This window comes from Pseudoalteromonas sp. Hal040 (genome assembly GCF_037162425.1).
Classification (GTDB): Bacteria; Pseudomonadota; Gammaproteobacteria; order Enterobacterales; family Alteromonadaceae; genus Pseudoalteromonas; species Pseudoalteromonas gelatinilytica.
The window spans coordinates 2,144,779-2,160,177 of record NZ_JARLUU010000001.1; the positions used below are offsets into that span (position 1 = coordinate 2,144,779).

Here is a 15,399-nt window from a genome sequence, read left to right on the forward strand (position 1 = left end):
GTTATGCGAATTGGTGGTCGTATGAATGGTGCTTACTTACGCACACCTTCAATAAATAAACCAATATCAACATGCGTTGAAGCAGGGCCAAGATTGTAGTCGATACCAAAGTCAGCTAGTTTTAGGCTTGTTTCACCTTCAAAACCAACACGGTAACCACCCCATGGATCTTTACCTTCACCAATTTTATCAATTTCAAAAGTAATAGTTTTAGTCACACCATTTAAGGTAAATTCACCTGTTACATCTGCTTCATCACCCTCTTCATCAAATTTGATTGAGGTACTTTTAAATGTTGCAGTTGGGTATTTATCAACATTTAAGAAATCTTTGCTGCGTAAGTGCTTGTCACGCTCAGCATGGTTTGAGTCGATGCTTTTAGTTTCAATCGTTACATTAATTTTAGACGCATTTGGCGCTTTATCGTCATAACTAAAATTACCTGAGAAAGTATTAAAACGACCATGTAACCAGCTGTAACCTAAGTGCTTAATTTTAAAAGTTACAAATGCGTGTGCACCGTCTGTATCAATAACGTAGTCAGCTGCATTTGCGTTTGCTGTTGAGAAAAGTGCAGCACTTAGTGCTGTGCCTAATAGTAATTTTTTCATGTTAATCATCCTTCAATGGTTTGATCATTCTAATTAAGGTTTTATCTTTATCGATAAAATGATGTTTTAGTGCCCCTAAAGCATGTAAAACAACCACTGCTATTAGCCCATACGCGGCATAAAAGTGAATTTTACCTGCAATATCTTCTTGGTTCGCCACCGACTCTGGTAATGCCGGCACAGCAAATAAATTAAATACTTCAATTGCACGGCCATCAGCCGTAGAGATTAAATAGCCAGATGTCACAATGACTATTAAAGCTAAATAAATTAGTTTATGGACTGAGTGAGCAACATGATTCATTGCTTTTGAGCTACCTGCAACAGGCTCAGGTTGAGTACCTAATAAGCGCCAACCAAATCGAAACAACAACAATGCTGCTAAGGTAATACCCACGCTTTTATGCAAGTCCAAAGAGCCTTTGTACCAAGCGTCGTAATAGGTTAGCTCAACCATATAAACGCCTAAGCCAAACAAACCAAACACCCCAAGTGCCATTAACCAGTGCACTAAGATGGCCACCCAGCCATAACTTGACTTTGAATTCTTTAACATACTCATTTCCCATGAGAATCGTGAAACTAGATACATCTTAAATGACGGCTTATATAATGAAAATAGCGTAAAACGAACAGCTTCTGTGCGTATATGCACACCCAGAGAAAGAGGAAAGTTGTAAGGGGAAAGTGGAAAGGAAAAAGACAGAAGGTGCTAGGTGCTAGGTGCTAGGTGCTAGGTGCTAGGTGCTAGGTGCTAGGTGCTAGGTGCTAGCAGTAGTATGAATCCTCGTTAATAAAAGCGTCTAATTCTTTACGTGATAAATTTTGAGTTTTACTCACAACCGTTTAATCACTCAACCCAATAAACTCAGCCGATTTCAAAAGAAGTCACGCCAAAAACACGATTTAATGGCAAACTCGGAGAGTCGTTGGTATACATTCTGGCGGTTTCAAATGACACCTGCATGTTGTATTTCTGTGTCAAAGCGACAGCAGCTTGATTAATTTCTGGCGTATCAAGGAAAATAGCGTCAGATGCACTCACTTTAGATTTTAAAGCTAGAAATAGAGATTCAGCCAATTCTGGTGAGTCGGCAAATAAAGGGCCAATTTTAAAGCCATTCTGACATTTGCGAATAACGCCGTATCCTGCCAATTCCCCATTATGCATTACGCCAAACGCATCGCATTGGGGTTGGCTTAACCATGCTTTGGTAAAGTTTGCTCTATTTACTGGGAAAAAAGCCTGTTCGTATGCGTCAATAATTTCGAATGGCACAGCATTAAGATCTACAATATCTGCATTTTTTGGTGACCTACCACCGCCTACTCCTGCAAAACGGATATTGCGATAAGCCAAGTTAAAACCAGACTTTTTATAGTTTTCTTGCTGCTCCACCACACCATCAAGGCCGATATTCAACCCTTCAAGGCGCTTTAATGCGGCATTCCAGATTTGTATTCCGTAACCTTTGCCGCGGTAATCGGGTTTAACAATGTAAAAGCCGATAAAGCCAAATACATCGTGGTAATTAATGGCAGAAATTGTAGCGATAGGCTCATCGTCTAAAAAACCAACAAGAAATCCTTCAGGATCAGCGGCAAAATAACACTCTGCATCATTAAGACCTGGATTCCAACCTTCTGCTGCAGCCCAATCAATCATGAGTTCGACTTCCTTCTTGGTCATGGTTTTGATTGTAAAGTGTTTGCTTTGCATCTGCTTTCCTTAAAAAATTGAAAATAACAAAACTTAATAGCATTTTGTAAAGGGTGCTACTTAGAGTATGCCTATTTTTACAATTGCATACCTAAATATAGACAGCTAACTAATTGGAGCATGCTTAAGTTAGCCGCTATAAAAACGTATAGATATACTAGAGCAATTATATTTTACTTGCTGTTATTTCAATCCTGTACACTTCAACACCCTCAGTGCCAACCTCAATCGTTGCAGGTTCGTTAAGGTTTACCATTAACTTAGGTTCTTGAAATTTATTGTAAGAGCCATTTTCAAATTTATACAGTGCTGATGTTAGTGTCACAGTTTGCTCGTTCAACGTAGGGGTTACATCAAATTTAAGAATATCATCTGCAGTCACTGTTTCAGTTTTGTCTTCTTCAGTTTTAACAACGTGCGTTTTTACAAGTTGATTATTCAAATAAAGGTTAAGGTCTAATTGCAAACTTTCTGCAGCTGAGGCACCAAATGCAGCGAGAGATAACAGTACCATTCCTAACTTTTTCATTATATTTTCCTTAATAGTAGGCTTACCCCAAAATGGGAAAAACCAACTTATCAGGTACTGAGACTTGGCGCAATTACTTAACACTCTGTAAGTTAAGTGTTTTATTCGCAAATGAAGCCAACTTTCGTAACGATCTACTTCTTGACTGGTGATGACTCAAAGATCTCGTAATGTCGCTCAACACAGGTGGTTACTTTACCCCATAAAGAGTTTTTAACTCTTTGCTGATGATATTCAAATGCCGATTTATCTATAAACTCTTCGTATACATCAAAGCGAAGTGGGATTTCTGTATGTTCAGTAACACTGAAAGTAATGCAACCAGGCTCTTCTAGGGTAAGACGCCTATGAGTCACCAACTCAGATTTAACGTTCTCTAAGTCAGACTCAGGAACTAAAATAAACCCTTTCAACGTTACTTTTGACATAAATATCCTTATAGAATGAGTCGGAACATAACGACAAGAACTGAACAGTCGCAAATTGCTGGCGCCCTGATATATTTATCTGGTCCCCAACAAGTAATGACCCAGTTTTAATAATTGATCTACTGCCTTTAAACTTACCGCTTAAAGCTTAAAGCTATTAACTGCCAGCTATTCGCTTTCTTCCACCAAACCAACATAAATCTGGCTATTGGCATCTACCTGAAAGCAGCTGATCAGGTTTTCTTTCACCAGCTCTAACATGGCGATAAAGCTTACTACAACACCACTTCTGCCCTCTTCTACCGTAAAAAGAGTACTAAAAGGCAGCTGTGATTGGGCCTCTGAGAGTTTATCTAAGATTAAGCTCATACGCTCACGGGTCGACAAGGCTTCTGCGGTAATATGATGGTGTTCAAATGTTTTGACTCGGGCCATAACGTCGCTTAGCGCAACTAACAAGTCTTTCATGTCAACGTCAGGTAACAGTACCTCACGCTCGTTAAATTCTGGCACCAGTGCTTCGGCAACAAAGATATCGCGTCCTTCGCGAGGAATTTCATCAAGATTTTCGGCGGCTTTTTTAAATTGTTCGTATTCCTGTAAACGTCTGACAAGCTCAGCTCGTGGGTCTTCTTCCTCTTCAAGCTCTTCATGTTTTGGTAATAATAATCGTGATTTAATTTGTGCTAATAACGCCGCCATCACAAGGTATTCACCAGCCAGTTCAAGCTGAAACTCGCTCATCATTTCAACATAACTAACGTATTGCTCTGTAATACTAAAAATAGAGAGCTCTAATACATCGAGTTTATGCTTTTTGATTAAATACAGAAGTAAATCGAGAGGACCTTCAAAGGTTTCTAAAATGATCTCTAGCGCATCGGGGGGAATATATAAGTCTTCAGGTTTATCAACTACAGCTTTGCCATGCAAAAAAGCCAGTGGCAGCTTTTGCTGTACTGGCTCTTGCAAATTATCTGGCGCGTCAAGCTCTGGGCTAGTCAATGAAGTCTCTACTCAAATGGTTTGGTATCACCACAACCGACACGTAAGATTTCGATGCTATCATCTGACAAATCAATTACTGTGGTTGCCTGTTCAGGAAGATAACCACCATGAATAATTAAATCAACTTGCTTTTCAATGCGATCGCGAATTTCATCAGGATCAGCCTCGGTATATTGCTCACCCGGTAAAATTAAAGAACACGACATTAGCGGCTCACCTAATTCAGCCAATAAAGCGCAGGTGATTGGGTGTTCGATAACACGAATACCAATGGTTTTCTTCTTTTCGTTTAATAAACGCTTTGGTACTTCTTTAGTGCCTTTAAAGATGAATGTATAAGGCCCTGGGGTGTTATTTTTAATCAATCTGAATAACTGATTATCAACGCGAGCATAAGTAGATAGTTCCGATAAGTCACGGCAGACCAAAGTAAAGTTATGGTGTTTTTCAATGCCACGAATACGTTCGATGCGCTCTTTTGCTTGCTTATTACCAATGCTGCAACCAAGTGCGTAACCCGAATCGGTTGGGTATACAATAACACCGCCCTGCTTAATAATATCAACCGCTTGGCTGATTAAGCGTGGTTGCGGATTATCTGGATGAATATGAAAAAACTGACTCATTACACGCTCCTATTGCCCTTCCCATGCTTGCCAAACCCCTTGGCAATCTTTTGGTAAGTATAAATTTTTACCTAACTCCAACCAACTGGTCGGAAAATGAAAATCTGACCCTTGCGACGCAAGTAAACCATATTCACGGCAAAGTTCACCTAAAAACTGGCGCTCACTCGGCGCTTGCTGTGGTTGTGCAACTTCCATCGCATCGCCACCTGCGTCTTTAAACTCAATAATTAACTTACGCAGCCATTTGTTAGACATTTGATAACGCCCAGGATGAGCAAGAACGGCAACCCCACCGGCCTGGTGAATGGCAGCAATTGCGGTTTGCATATCACACCAACTACTTGGTACATAGCCAGTCTTTCCTCGCCCTAAGTACTTTTTAAATACCCCAGGGAAGTTTTTAGCGACACCACGTTCAATCAGTGCACGGGCAAAATGCGCCCGTGTGATCTGAGCGTTTTCAGCAAATGTTTTTGCTTGGTCATAAATGCCTTCAAAACCATTTTTAGCAAGGCGACGACCTATCTCTAAAGCGCGCTCTTCACGCTTGGCTTGCTGTACCTTCAATAATGACAAAAGTGCGTCATTTTCATCATCAACATTTAAGCCAACAATATGAATTTCAAAGCTTTCCCATTTTGTTGATACTTCAACGCCAGCAATTAATTTAAGCGGTAAATTATCATCTGCAATGACTTGGCGAGCTGGTTTTATCGCACTTAATGTGTCGTGATCGGTAATTGCAAACACATCTATGTTTTTCTCAACCGCGCGGTGTAACAATTGCTCGACTGATAGCTGACCATCTGAGTATGTGGTGTGGCTATGTAAATCGTATTTTATCAAAGGGAAAGACTGCTTTACGTAAGTTCTTGAATCAATGATGTGAGTATAACAAAAATTTACTGCGAGGGCGTGATTATCTTTTTAGGTTAGACATATATACCCACATAAATGGGCAATTGCGAGGGGTAAATGCCGAACACGTATTAATATGTAAATTAATGCTTGACAGTATCGGCTCAGGTACGCTTTACTGTATGCACTTTCAGACACGTTGAATAAGAAATAACAATGAACAAAACAATTCAAATCACAATTTGGTGGTGGCACTCGTAACTAGCGGGTGACGAATTGTCGTGTCTAACGATTTCAAAACCCGCTCATGTAGCGGGTTTTTTTATATCTAAATTTTAAGGTTTTATAATGAATTACATAGCAACTCTTACACATCATTGGTGGTGGCGCCTGGCTTAGCGGGACGGTAAGGGTCTATCTAATTTATAGGCATCTTTATACGAACCCCGCCAAGCATCGCTTCGCGGGGTTTTGTTTTTTAAAGAGTTTTTGGGAATGAGGGAGAATGAGGTTTGATTTTTAGTCATATAACAACGACACCGGGTGAAGTAACCAGTATCACTCAAGTGCGCGACTACATCAGTAGCCCACTTGCGTTATACAGTTTACTCGATAAGCCTAATTCACTGCTGTTAGAGTCTGCTGAAATTGATTCTAAAGACAGTGTAAAAAGTCTAATTTTGGTTGACTCAGCGCTACGTATTGTTTGCCAAGGCAAACAGGTAACACTCACCGCACAGTCAAATAATGGCAAGCAATTACTGCCTTATTTACAAACTCATGTGCAAAACTGCTCTGCTGAGCTTGTAGAAGACACATTAACGTTAACCTACAACGAGGTCGCAAGCGATATTGATGAAGCCAGTAAATTAGTAGCAGATAACGCATTTAGTGCACTACGTAGCTGCATCAACAGTATTAAAAGCACCACAGACAACCCATTCTCTGTGTTCTTAGGCGGTGTGTTTGCCTACGACATGGTTGCTAATTTCGAAACCCTTTCTGATGTACCTGACGGCGAAAACAGCTGCCCTGATTATGTTTTCTACCTCGCCGAAACGTTAGTTGTCATCGACCATCAAGCAAAAACAACCGAGCTAATTGGCAATGTATTTAACGGACCTGAAGTTCATGCTAATTGTTTTGAGGTTGGTCAACAGTTAGAGCGTTTAAATGCCGTATGTGACAATGCACAAAGCTATCAAGGGCAAAAGCAAGCAGGCTCAAACCCAATTTCTGTTGATGTTAGCGACGAGCAATACTGCGAACATGTCATCAAGTTAAAAAAGAACATCGTTGATGGCGATATTTTCCAAGTTGTACCATCACGTACTTTTTCTCTCGCCTGCCCTGACTCACTTCATGCTTACAGCCAATTAAAACAACAAAACCCAAGCCCATATATGTTTTACATGCGCGATGCAGAGTTTGTGTTATTCGGCGCATCGCCCGAGTCAGCCCTCAAATATTGTGCTGAGAGTAAACAAGTCGAGGTATACCCTATTGCCGGCACTCGCCCTCGTGGCAAGTTTGCTAACGGGCAAATTAATCCAGATTTAGATAGCCGAATTGAGCTTGAGCTTCGCAACGACCAAAAAGAACGTGCCGAGCACCTGATGTTAGTTGATTTAGCGCGCAATGATGTAGCCCGTATAAGCGTACCAGGCACTCGTCACGCTAAAGAGTTATTAAAAGTAGACCGCTACTCACAAGTGATGCATTTAGTTTCACGCGTGGTTGGTACTTTAAAACCTGAACTCGATGCGCTACATGCTTACCAAGCTTGTATGAACATGGGCACCCTAGTGGGTGCACCTAAAGTACGCGCTGCTGAGTTAGTTCGTCAAACTGAACAAAAACGCCGCGGCAGCTATGGAGGTGCAGTGGGTTATTTAACGGGCGATGGCGCCATGGATAGCTGTATTGTTATTCGCTCTGCGTTTGTTAAAAACGGCACGGCCTACGTGCAAGCAGGTGCAGGTGTGGTGTTTGATTCAGAACCACAATCAGAAGCCAATGAAACCCGTGCTAAAGCACAAGCTGTGATCACTGCGATTCAATCGACTTACGAGGCACAATAATGACGACAACATCAGCCTATAAAATCTACTTTTTAGATAACTTTGATTCATTTAGTTATAACTTAGTCGATGAACTTTCTATGTTAGGGTGCCAGTTAGTGGTATACCGTAATAACATCAGTGCACAAAGCATCTTCGACAAAATGTGCCAAGAGACTGTGCCTGTATTATTAGTGCTTTCACCCGGTCCTGGCGCACCATCTGATGCGGGTTGTTTAATGGAGCTCATTGAACTGTGTAAAGGCCGCTTCCCGATGCTGGGTATCTGTTTAGGGCAGCAAGCACTAACACAAAGCTACGGTGGGGTTATTGGTCATGCAGGCGAAACTGTGCATGGCAAGTCATCAATTATTACGTTGACTGAGCACCCTGTATTCGCGGGTATGGGGGATAAAATGCCAGTTGCTCGTTATCATTCATTAATGGCAACCAAAGTCCCTGATGAAGTTGAAGTAATTGCTTGTTATGAAAATATTCCGATGGCAATTTACCATCAACGAGATAATGCCCTTGGCTATCAGTTTCATCCTGAGTCAATTTTAACGCCGAATGGCGCATTGCTATTACAGCAAAGCATTGAATTTTTAACCGCACGCGTGCAGTAGAGGAATAACATGGAAGCAACAACTCAAACCCAGTTAAACCAATTAGTAGCAAAGCAAGATTTATCATTTTCGCAAGCAACTGCATTGTTTGACGCCATCATGAATGGCAAGCTTAATGATATTGAATTAACTGCTGCACTTATCGCCCTAAAACTGAAAGGCGAAACAAGTGATGAAATCGCCGGTGCGGCGGCATCAATGCGCGCCAATGCAGTGCCATTTCAAACCAGCAAAACCTTACTTGCAGATAGCTGTGGTACCGGTGGCGATGGATCAAACACAATTAATATTAGTACCACGGCTGCTATTGTTGCCGCCGGCGCGGGCATCAATATGGTCAAACATGGTAATCGCAGTGTGTCGAGTAATTCGGGCTCAGCGGATTTACTTAAAGCCTTAGGTATCAATATAGATATGAGCCCTGAGCAAGCAGCGCATTGTTTAGACAATACTGGGTTTACATTTTTATTTGCACCGCATTATCACAGTGGTGTACGCCATGCGATGGGCGTGCGTACGGTCCTTAAAAGCCGCACAATTTTTAATATTTTAGGGCCACTGGCCAATCCTGCTGCCCCTGAGGTGCAATTGCTTGGTGTTTATGACCCTTCGCTGTGTTTACCAATGGCCGAAACCTTAAAAACCCTTGGCACAAAACGCGCTATGGTGGTTCACGGTGCAGGCACTGACGAAATCGCCTTACACGGGACAACCAAAGTGGTTGAGCTTAATAACGGTGAACTGAGCGAATACACGCTAACAGCGAGCGATTTTGGTCTTGCAAACTATTCACTTGAACAACTAGCAGGCCAAGGCCCAGAATATAACGCAAAAGCAAGCTTAGCGATTTTACAAGGTCAAGGTGAAATGGCGCATAACGCAGCCATTATAGCCAACGTTGCCGCCCTTCTTTATTTAACCGATAAAGCAGGTGATTTAAAAGCAGCCGCAGATCAAGTAAGCGAATTATTAGCATCAGGCAAAGCGATGGACACATTGAACGCAATTATTGAGGTAAGTCATGGCTAACGTGTTAGACAAAATTGTTGCCGACAAACGCATTGAATTAGAACAAAGAAAAGCACAGCGCCCGCTTGAGTCGTTCATTAGCGATGTTGTGCCAACCAAGCGAGACTTTGAAGGCGCATTAGCCGCAACCGGCACGCAGTTTATTTTAGAATGTAAAAAGGCCTCACCGTCAAAAGGGCTTATTCGCGAACCATTCAATTTAGAGGAAATTACATCCGTTTATAAAAAGTACGCTACCTGTATGAGCGTACTAACTGATGAAAAATATTTCCAAGGCAGCTATGAGTACCTTGAGTATGTGCGCAGCCAAGTTGAACAGCCGCTTATTTGTAAAGATTTCTTTATTGATGAGTACCAAGTTTATTTAGCACGCTTATCTGGTGGTGATGCCATTTTATTAATGCTCTCTGTCCTTGATGACGAGCAATATTTAGCGCTTCATAAGGTGGCTGACTCTTTAAACATGTCGGTGCTCACTGAAGTTAGCAATGAGCAAGAAGTTAGCCGTGCTCTTGCACTTAACGCCAGCCTTATCGGTATTAATAACCGCGACCTTCGTGATTTAAGTACTGACCTTGCAACAACAGAGCGTTTACGTCAGCTTATCCCAAATGACAAAGTGGTGATTTCAGAGTCGGGCATTTATACCCATAAAGATGTAAAACGCCTTGCGCCATTGTGTGATGGCTTTTTAATTGGCAGCTCACTAATGGCTGAGCGCGACTTAGAAGCCGCATGTCGTAAAGTGATTTTAGGTGAGAACAAAGTGTGCGGTTTAACCCGTTCACAAGATGCGATAGCAGCCTACGCCAGTGGTGCTGTGTATGGTGGCTTAATTTTTTATCCTAAGTCACCACGTTATGTTGATATCGACTGTGCCAAGCAAGTTACGCAAAGTGCCCCACTCGCGTATGTGGGTGTGTTTGTCAATGCACCTCTTGAACAAGTGATCGATTATGCACAAAGCTTAAAATTAGCTGCCGTGCAATTACATGGCGATGAGAATAGCGAGTATATTCAAAGTCTCAGAAAGCAATTACCGCTTGGCTGTGAAATTTGGAAAGCCCAAGGCGTTAAAGGCGAATTACCTAAACCGCTTGAAGGGGTTGATCGCCATTTATACGACACTTACAGCAAGAGCCAAAAAGGCGGCACAGGCGAAGCATTTGATTGGTCAGTGCTAGAGACGGCAACCGTGCCGTTTATGTTAGCCGGGGGTTTAAACCCAGAAAATATTCACGCGGCGCTTTATCGCGGTGCTAATGGCCTTGACCTAAATTCTGGCGTTGAAGCGTCAGCGGGTAAAAAGTGCCAAACAAAATTACAAAATGCGTTTTCGCATATCAGAAATTATTGAGGTTAGAATGCAAAATCCAGCTTATTTCGGTGAATTCGGTGGTATGTTTGTACCACAGCTGCTTGTGCCAGCACTCAAGCAACTAGAAGCAGAGTTTAATAAATCACAAAAAGATCCAGCTTTTCAGGCTGAGTTTGAAAAACTGTTAAATGAATACGCAGGTCGCCCTACGCCATTAACTCTGACACGTAACTTAGTTAAAAATCCTAAGGTAAAACTGTATTTAAAGCGTGAAGATTTACTCCACGGCGGTGCGCACAAAACCAACCAAGTACTTGGTCAAGCACTTCTGACCAAACGCATGGGTAAAAAAGAAGTGATTGCAGAAACAGGTGCCGGCCAACACGGTGTTGCAACGGCCCTAGCCTGTGCCCTACTTGGCTTAAAATGCCGTATTTACATGGGCGCAAAAGACGTTGAACGTCAGCAACCAAATGTATTTCGTATGAAGCTAATGGGCGCAGAGGTTATTCCTGTCACAGCAGGCTCTGGTACCTTAAAAGATGCCGTAAACGAAGCACTGCGTGACTGGTCAGCTAATTACAAAGATGCTCATTATTTACTAGGCACTGCAGCAGGCCCTCACCCATTCCCTACCATGGTGCGTGAGTTCCAAAAAATGATTGGTGAAGAAGCAAAACAACAAGTACTGAAAGCAGAGGGTCGCTTACCGGATGCTGTGCTTGCTTGCGTGGGTGGTGGCTCTAACGCCATTGGTATGTTCACAGACTTTATTGATGAGCCAAGCGTAAAACTCATTGGTGTAGAACCAGCTGGTAAAGGTTTAGATACCCATCAACACGGTGCTACGCTATGTAAGGGCACTAAAGGCATTTTACACGGTACCTATACCTATATTATGCAAAATGATGATGGTCAAATTGAAGAGTCTTACTCTGTTTCAGCAGGTCTTGATTACCCAGCTGTTGGTCCACAACATGCTTATCTTCATGAGACAGGCCGTGCAGAATATGTGGGCATTACTGATACTGAAGCACTTGAGGCATTCCAACTACTGGCTAAAAACGAAGGCATTATTCCAGCGCTTGAATCAAGCCATGCCCTCGCATATGCCCTTAAATATGCCGAGCAACAAACCGAAGACACTATTTTAGTGGTTAACCTAAGCGGCCGAGGCGATAAAGATTTGGCTCACGTACACAGTGTTTTATCAGAAGGAGGCGCACTATGAGCCAGACTAACCGTTACGGACAACTGTTCGCCACATTAAATGAAACAAACCAAGGTGCTTTTGTACCCTTCGTTACGATTGGTGATCCTAATAAAGCACTGAGTGTAGAGATCATCAAAAGCTTAATTGATGGCGGCGCTGATGCCCTTGAACTAGGTATTCCATTTTCAGATCCGATTGCAGATGGCCCGGTGATCCAAGCAGCTAACATTCGTGCACTTGATGAAAACATCAATACCCAAGATTGCTTTGATATCATCAAGCAAGTGCGTGAGTACAATGCCGATATTCCAATTGGCCTATTATTGTATTCAAACTTAGTATTTAAGCGTGGCATCGAAAAGTTTTATCAAGATGCTAAAGAAGCCGGTGTTGATTCAATTTTAGTGGCTGACGTGCCGCTACACGAATCAAAGCCATTTCGTAAAAAAGCAATGCAAAATGGTATTGACCCAATTTTTATTGCTACACCGAATGCTGATGATGACACTTTACGAGAGTGTGCGTCATATGGCCGTGGTTACACATACCTTCTTTCACGCGCAGGTGTGACAGGCACAGAAACCAAAGCACAAATGCCAGCAGATTCATTAGTTAAAAAACTAAAAGATTACCATGCTGCACCGGCTTTACTTGGTTTTGGTGTATCCACACCGGAAGATGTTAAATCAGCACTTGAGTCAGGAGCCGCTGGTGCGATTTCAGGCTCTGCGGTTGTTAAAATCATCGAGGCAAATCTTGATGACCAGGCAGCGATGCTAACTGGTTTAAAAGAGTTTGTAGCCAGTATGAAAGCAGCTACTAAGTAAGTTTGTTTTATTACTTTAAAAAAGGGCCTTAAAGGCCCTTTGTGCTTAACAATTTATGATTAATGATGGCGATGCTCGCCCTCTTTAATTTCTTCTATGAATTTTCGATTAAAGGCTTCCAGGTCGGCAGGGCTTCGACTTGTGACTATGCCCTTATCAACACACACCTCTTGATCAACCCAATTAGCTCCTGCATTGATCAAATCCGTTTTAATACTTGGGTATGAGGTTACTTTGCGCTCCCGTAATTTGTTAATTTCGGCTAATAGCCATGGACCGTGGCAAATCGCGGCAATGGGTTTGTTTTTACCGGCACTGAAAAAACCATCAACGAATGCTTTTGCTTCACTATCTTGACGTAACGTATCAGGATTGAATAAGCCACCAGGAAGCAGTAACGCGTCATACTCTGCAGAGTCAGCTTCGCTGACTACACGGTCAACACTGACTCGCTCACCCCATTGGTTTTCATCCCATGCGGTAATATCGCCACGCTCAAGTGACACAACTTCGACAAGTGCACCTGCTTCTAATAATGCGCTTCGTGGTGACAATAGCTCGCTTTGCTCAAAACCATTGGTTGCAAGAATGGCAATCTTTTTACCATTCAGTTGGCTGTTTAAATTTGACATGTTATCTCCTTATTTAGGTAAACCTAAACAATTAACAGCAGGCAACATGCCAAACTTAATATATTGAAAATATTGAATAAATTCCCATGTATTCTATGTGTGCTCTGTAAATAGTACACCCGCTTTGCAAATCCTGCTTATAAACCGTCTTTAAGTGCTTTTGCTGGTTTAAAAACGGGCTTATTAGCGCCTTCAATTTCAATTTCTTCACCGGTTTGCGGGTTGCGCCCTTTACGCGCAGGGTAATAACTTAGGGCAAACGTACCAAAACCATTAATTTGCACTTGGTCACCCTCAGAAAGAGACTTTTCAATCGCATTTAACATGCTCGTTAAAGCAGCTTGAGTGTCTTTTTTTGTTAATTCACTGTGGGCAGCCATTTGTGATACTAACGCGGCTTTATTCATAAAAATGCTCCAAAATACGCCGCTTAATCATCTGAGGTTAAGCGGAAAAAGATAAGGTAAAACAACCTAAACGCAGGTTTAGGCCAGATTGGCTCGGGAGGCTAAGCTTTCAGGGCTGCTAAGTCAACCTTGTATCTTGCGTGATAACTTGATACAACCCAGTATCTTTTTAAATTAGAGCATTTATAAATTTATGCATGCGATTATTGAATACATCCCGCTGATCCTGTTTTTTGCGGTTTTCAAGTTAGTTGATATTTATTGGGCAACAGCATTACTGATGCTAACCACCTTAATTCAAGTTGCTTACTGTTATTTTAAAGATGGTAAAGTGCCAACCCGTCATTGGGTGTTTTTTGCCATAGCGGTGGTATTAGGCACGCTGACCTTAGTGTTCCACGACGAGCAGTTCGTAAAATGGAAAGCCACCATTGTGTATGCCATTTTCAGTGTTACTTTGTTAGTAAGCCGCTATGTACTTGGCAAAAACTTAGTGAAGAAAGCACTTAGCTCGATTTTAGAAAATGCCTCTGAGAGTAAACAAGAGATCAACGTACCAGAAGCATTATGGAACAAACTTAACCTATTTTGGGTTGCAGTGACCGCAGGTATCTCGGCGCTGAATATCTACATTGCCTATAACTTCTCGCTCGATTTTTGGGTTAACTTTAAAGTGTTTGGCTTAATGGGTATTACTTTTGTTTGCGTATTAGCAACGATCATTACCCTTTTCAAATACTTACCTGAAGATGACGAAAAGAAAGATCCAAAGCAATCCTAATGTCATAAATCTGTCGTCTTAGCTTGTTAGCGTAAACAAAAAACACGCTGAGACGACATTGAACGCTAACCAATACCGCTGGTTTGAATTTACCCTCATATTTGTTTCTTTGCCGCTATTAGGCTTTTTTCTGCGTGCCTACCTCGCTAACTGGCTTATACCTGCTCTTATTATTTTAATGGCCGTGTGCGGCATGTTGCTTTTATCTGATCCCCATTTTAAACGCTTTCGTTTAACTAGCCTTGGGCAATTTAGTGCGGTAAAACGTCGCTTATTTAGTTTCTTCTTTTTAGGGGCACTATTCTCCGGGATGTTTTACGGCATCATGAATCAAGAAAACTGGTTTTCACTGCCACGAAACTCATTTAACGATTGGCTAATGTTGCTATTGCTCTACCCCATTTTATCGGTAATGCCGCAAGAGCTTATTTTTAGAACCTACTTTTTTCATCGTTATAAACGCATTATGCCAAGTAAAACGGTGCGTATAATTGTCAGTGCATCGGTATTTGCGTTGGCTCACATTGTCTATGCAAATGTATTGGCCGTACTTTTGGCATTTTTAGGGGGGCTGCTGTTTTCTTACACCTATGCGCAAAGCCGCTCTACCTTCGTGTGTGTAATTGAACACAGTTTATGGGGACTTTGGATGTTTACCCTTGGCTTGGGTGATGTGCTCGATGCAGGGGCCTTTTAATATAAAAAAGAGAAGCATAAAAAAGC

The 15,399-nt window shown here is 41.9% G+C and carries 18 protein-coding genes; 8 read left to right on the forward strand and 10 right to left on the reverse strand.

What is annotated here, in order from left to right:
- Nucleotides 1-32 precede the first annotated feature (32 nt).
- The 8 genes from P4S60_RS09795 to rnm all read right to left on the reverse strand — a co-directional run bounded on the left by P4S60_RS09795 (nt 33) and on the right by rnm (nt 5,771).
- Nucleotides 33-611, reverse strand: coding sequence for a YceI family protein (locus P4S60_RS09795; protein WP_337115837.1), 579 nt, complete (start codon nt 609-611; stop codon nt 33-35).
- Nucleotide 612: 1 nt separating this feature from the next.
- The gene (locus P4S60_RS09800; protein ID WP_063529650.1) at nt 613-1,167 is read right to left on the reverse strand and encodes a cytochrome b; all 555 of its coding nucleotides are present in this window, start codon (nt 1,165-1,167) and stop codon (nt 613-615) included.
- A 312-nt stretch (nt 1,168-1,479) separates the two neighbouring features.
- Nucleotides 1,480-2,331, reverse strand: a complete 852-nt coding sequence (locus P4S60_RS09805) for a GNAT family N-acetyltransferase (protein ID WP_337115838.1) — start codon at nt 2,329-2,331, stop codon at nt 1,480-1,482.
- Nucleotides 2,332-2,497: 166 nt separating this feature from the next.
- A complete protein-coding gene (locus P4S60_RS09810) occupies nt 2,498-2,860 on the reverse strand; it encodes a hypothetical protein (RefSeq protein ID WP_105174330.1) in 363 nt (120 codons plus the stop codon).
- Between the two features lie 134 nt (nt 2,861-2,994).
- Nucleotides 2,995-3,288, reverse strand: coding sequence for a putative quinol monooxygenase (locus tag P4S60_RS09815; RefSeq protein ID WP_337115839.1), 294 nt, complete (start codon nt 3,286-3,288; stop codon nt 2,995-2,997).
- A gap of 168 nt (nt 3,289-3,456) precedes the next feature.
- Nucleotides 3,457-4,260 (reverse strand): segregation and condensation protein A, encoded by an 804-nt coding sequence (locus tag P4S60_RS09820; protein WP_337116850.1) that lies wholly within the window; start codon nt 4,258-4,260, stop codon nt 3,457-3,459.
- Nucleotides 4,261-4,301: 41 nt separating this feature from the next.
- Complete coding sequence (locus tag P4S60_RS09825) at nt 4,302-4,922, reverse strand: L-threonylcarbamoyladenylate synthase (protein ID WP_063704570.1); 621 nt, start codon at nt 4,920-4,922, stop codon at nt 4,302-4,304.
- A 9-nt stretch (nt 4,923-4,931) separates the two neighbouring features.
- A complete protein-coding gene (gene rnm / locus P4S60_RS09830) occupies nt 4,932-5,771 on the reverse strand; it encodes an RNase RNM (RefSeq protein WP_337115841.1) in 840 nt (279 codons plus the stop codon).
- A gap of 524 nt (nt 5,772-6,295) precedes the next feature.
- On the opposite strand from rnm, the gene P4S60_RS09835 reads away from it, so the two are divergent.
- From P4S60_RS09835 to trpA, 6 genes are read left to right on the forward strand one after another with little or no spacing between them, the layout of a single operon-like run.
- Complete coding sequence (locus tag P4S60_RS09835) at nt 6,296-7,864, forward strand: anthranilate synthase component 1 (RefSeq protein ID WP_337115842.1); 1,569 nt, start codon at nt 6,296-6,298, stop codon at nt 7,862-7,864.
- Nucleotides 7,864-8,469: an aminodeoxychorismate/anthranilate synthase component II gene (locus tag P4S60_RS09840; RefSeq protein ID WP_337115843.1), complete on the forward strand. Its 606-nt coding sequence runs from the start codon at nt 7,864-7,866 to the stop codon at nt 8,467-8,469. Before P4S60_RS09835 ends, P4S60_RS09840 begins: the two co-directional genes overlap by 1 nt.
- A gap of 9 nt (nt 8,470-8,478) precedes the next feature.
- Nucleotides 8,479-9,498 carry an anthranilate phosphoribosyltransferase gene (gene trpD / locus P4S60_RS09845; protein WP_337115844.1) on the forward strand — a complete coding sequence of 340 codons (1,020 nt, stop codon included), beginning with the start codon at nt 8,479-8,481 and terminating at the stop codon, nt 9,496-9,498.
- Nucleotides 9,491-10,855 (forward strand): bifunctional indole-3-glycerol-phosphate synthase TrpC/phosphoribosylanthranilate isomerase TrpF, encoded by a 1,365-nt coding sequence (gene trpCF, locus P4S60_RS09850; RefSeq protein WP_337115845.1) that lies wholly within the window; start codon nt 9,491-9,493, stop codon nt 10,853-10,855. The genes trpD and trpCF overlap by 8 nt, the downstream gene beginning before the upstream one ends.
- 7 nt (nt 10,856-10,862) lie before the next feature.
- Nucleotides 10,863-12,047 (forward strand): tryptophan synthase subunit beta, encoded by a 1,185-nt coding sequence (trpB, locus tag P4S60_RS09855; RefSeq protein ID WP_054553084.1) that lies wholly within the window; start codon nt 10,863-10,865, stop codon nt 12,045-12,047.
- The gene (gene trpA, locus P4S60_RS09860; RefSeq protein ID WP_337115846.1) at nt 12,044-12,856 is read left to right on the forward strand and encodes a tryptophan synthase subunit alpha; all 813 of its coding nucleotides are present in this window, start codon (nt 12,044-12,046) and stop codon (nt 12,854-12,856) included. Before trpB ends, trpA begins: the two co-directional genes overlap by 4 nt.
- A gap of 59 nt (nt 12,857-12,915) precedes the next feature.
- On the opposite strand, the gene P4S60_RS09865 is transcribed toward trpA, so the two are convergent.
- Both P4S60_RS09865 and P4S60_RS09870 read right to left on the reverse strand, forming a co-directional pair.
- Nucleotides 12,916-13,488, reverse strand: a complete 573-nt coding sequence (locus tag P4S60_RS09865; RefSeq protein ID WP_063704556.1) for a type 1 glutamine amidotransferase domain-containing protein — start codon at nt 13,486-13,488, stop codon at nt 12,916-12,918.
- Between the two features lie 137 nt (nt 13,489-13,625).
- Nucleotides 13,626-13,895 (reverse strand): HU family DNA-binding protein, encoded by a 270-nt coding sequence (locus P4S60_RS09870; protein WP_054561225.1) that lies wholly within the window; start codon nt 13,893-13,895, stop codon nt 13,626-13,628.
- A 193-nt stretch (nt 13,896-14,088) separates the two neighbouring features.
- Here P4S60_RS09870 and P4S60_RS09875 point away from each other — a divergent pair, with 193 nt between their 5' ends.
- Nucleotides 14,089-14,676, forward strand: a complete 588-nt coding sequence (locus P4S60_RS09875; protein WP_119851616.1) for an inner membrane-spanning protein YciB — start codon at nt 14,089-14,091, stop codon at nt 14,674-14,676.
- A 58-nt stretch (nt 14,677-14,734) separates the two neighbouring features.
- Nucleotides 14,735-15,373, forward strand: coding sequence for a CPBP family glutamic-type intramembrane protease (locus P4S60_RS09880; protein ID WP_119851615.1), 639 nt, complete (start codon nt 14,735-14,737; stop codon nt 15,371-15,373).
- The last annotated feature ends 26 nt before the right edge of the window (nt 15,374-15,399 follow it).

Coding starts and splice junctions, on each gene's coding strand:
- P4S60_RS09795 (WP_337115837.1), bottom strand. CDS start 611: ATGAAAAAATTACTATTAGGCACAGCACTAAGTGCTGCACTTTTCTCA.
- P4S60_RS09800 (WP_063529650.1), bottom strand. CDS start 1,167: ATGTTAAAGAATTCAAAGTCAAGTTATGGCTGGGTGGCCATCTTAGTG.
- P4S60_RS09805 (WP_337115838.1), bottom strand. CDS start 2,331: ATGCAAAGCAAACACTTTACAATCAAAACCATGACCAAGAAGGAAGTC.
- P4S60_RS09810 (WP_105174330.1), bottom strand. CDS start 2,860: ATGAAAAAGTTAGGAATGGTACTGTTATCTCTCGCTGCATTTGGTGCC.
- P4S60_RS09815 (WP_337115839.1), bottom strand. CDS start 3,288: ATGTCAAAAGTAACGTTGAAAGGGTTTATTTTAGTTCCTGAGTCTGAC.
- P4S60_RS09825 (WP_063704570.1), bottom strand. CDS start 4,922: ATGAGTCAGTTTTTTCATATTCATCCAGATAATCCGCAACCACGCTTA.
- P4S60_RS09840 (WP_337115843.1), top strand. CDS start 7,864: ATGACGACAACATCAGCCTATAAAATCTACTTTTTAGATAACTTTGAT.
- trpD (WP_337115844.1), top strand. CDS start 8,479: ATGGAAGCAACAACTCAAACCCAGTTAAACCAATTAGTAGCAAAGCAA.
- trpCF (WP_337115845.1), top strand. CDS start 9,491: ATGGCTAACGTGTTAGACAAAATTGTTGCCGACAAACGCATTGAATTA.
- trpB (WP_054553084.1), top strand. CDS start 10,863: ATGCAAAATCCAGCTTATTTCGGTGAATTCGGTGGTATGTTTGTACCA.
- trpA (WP_337115846.1), top strand. CDS start 12,044: ATGAGCCAGACTAACCGTTACGGACAACTGTTCGCCACATTAAATGAA.
- P4S60_RS09865 (WP_063704556.1), bottom strand. CDS start 13,488: ATGTCAAATTTAAACAGCCAACTGAATGGTAAAAAGATTGCCATTCTT.
- P4S60_RS09870 (WP_054561225.1), bottom strand. CDS start 13,895: ATGAATAAAGCCGCGTTAGTATCACAAATGGCTGCCCACAGTGAATTA.
- P4S60_RS09875 (WP_119851616.1), top strand. CDS start 14,089: ATGCATGCGATTATTGAATACATCCCGCTGATCCTGTTTTTTGCGGTT.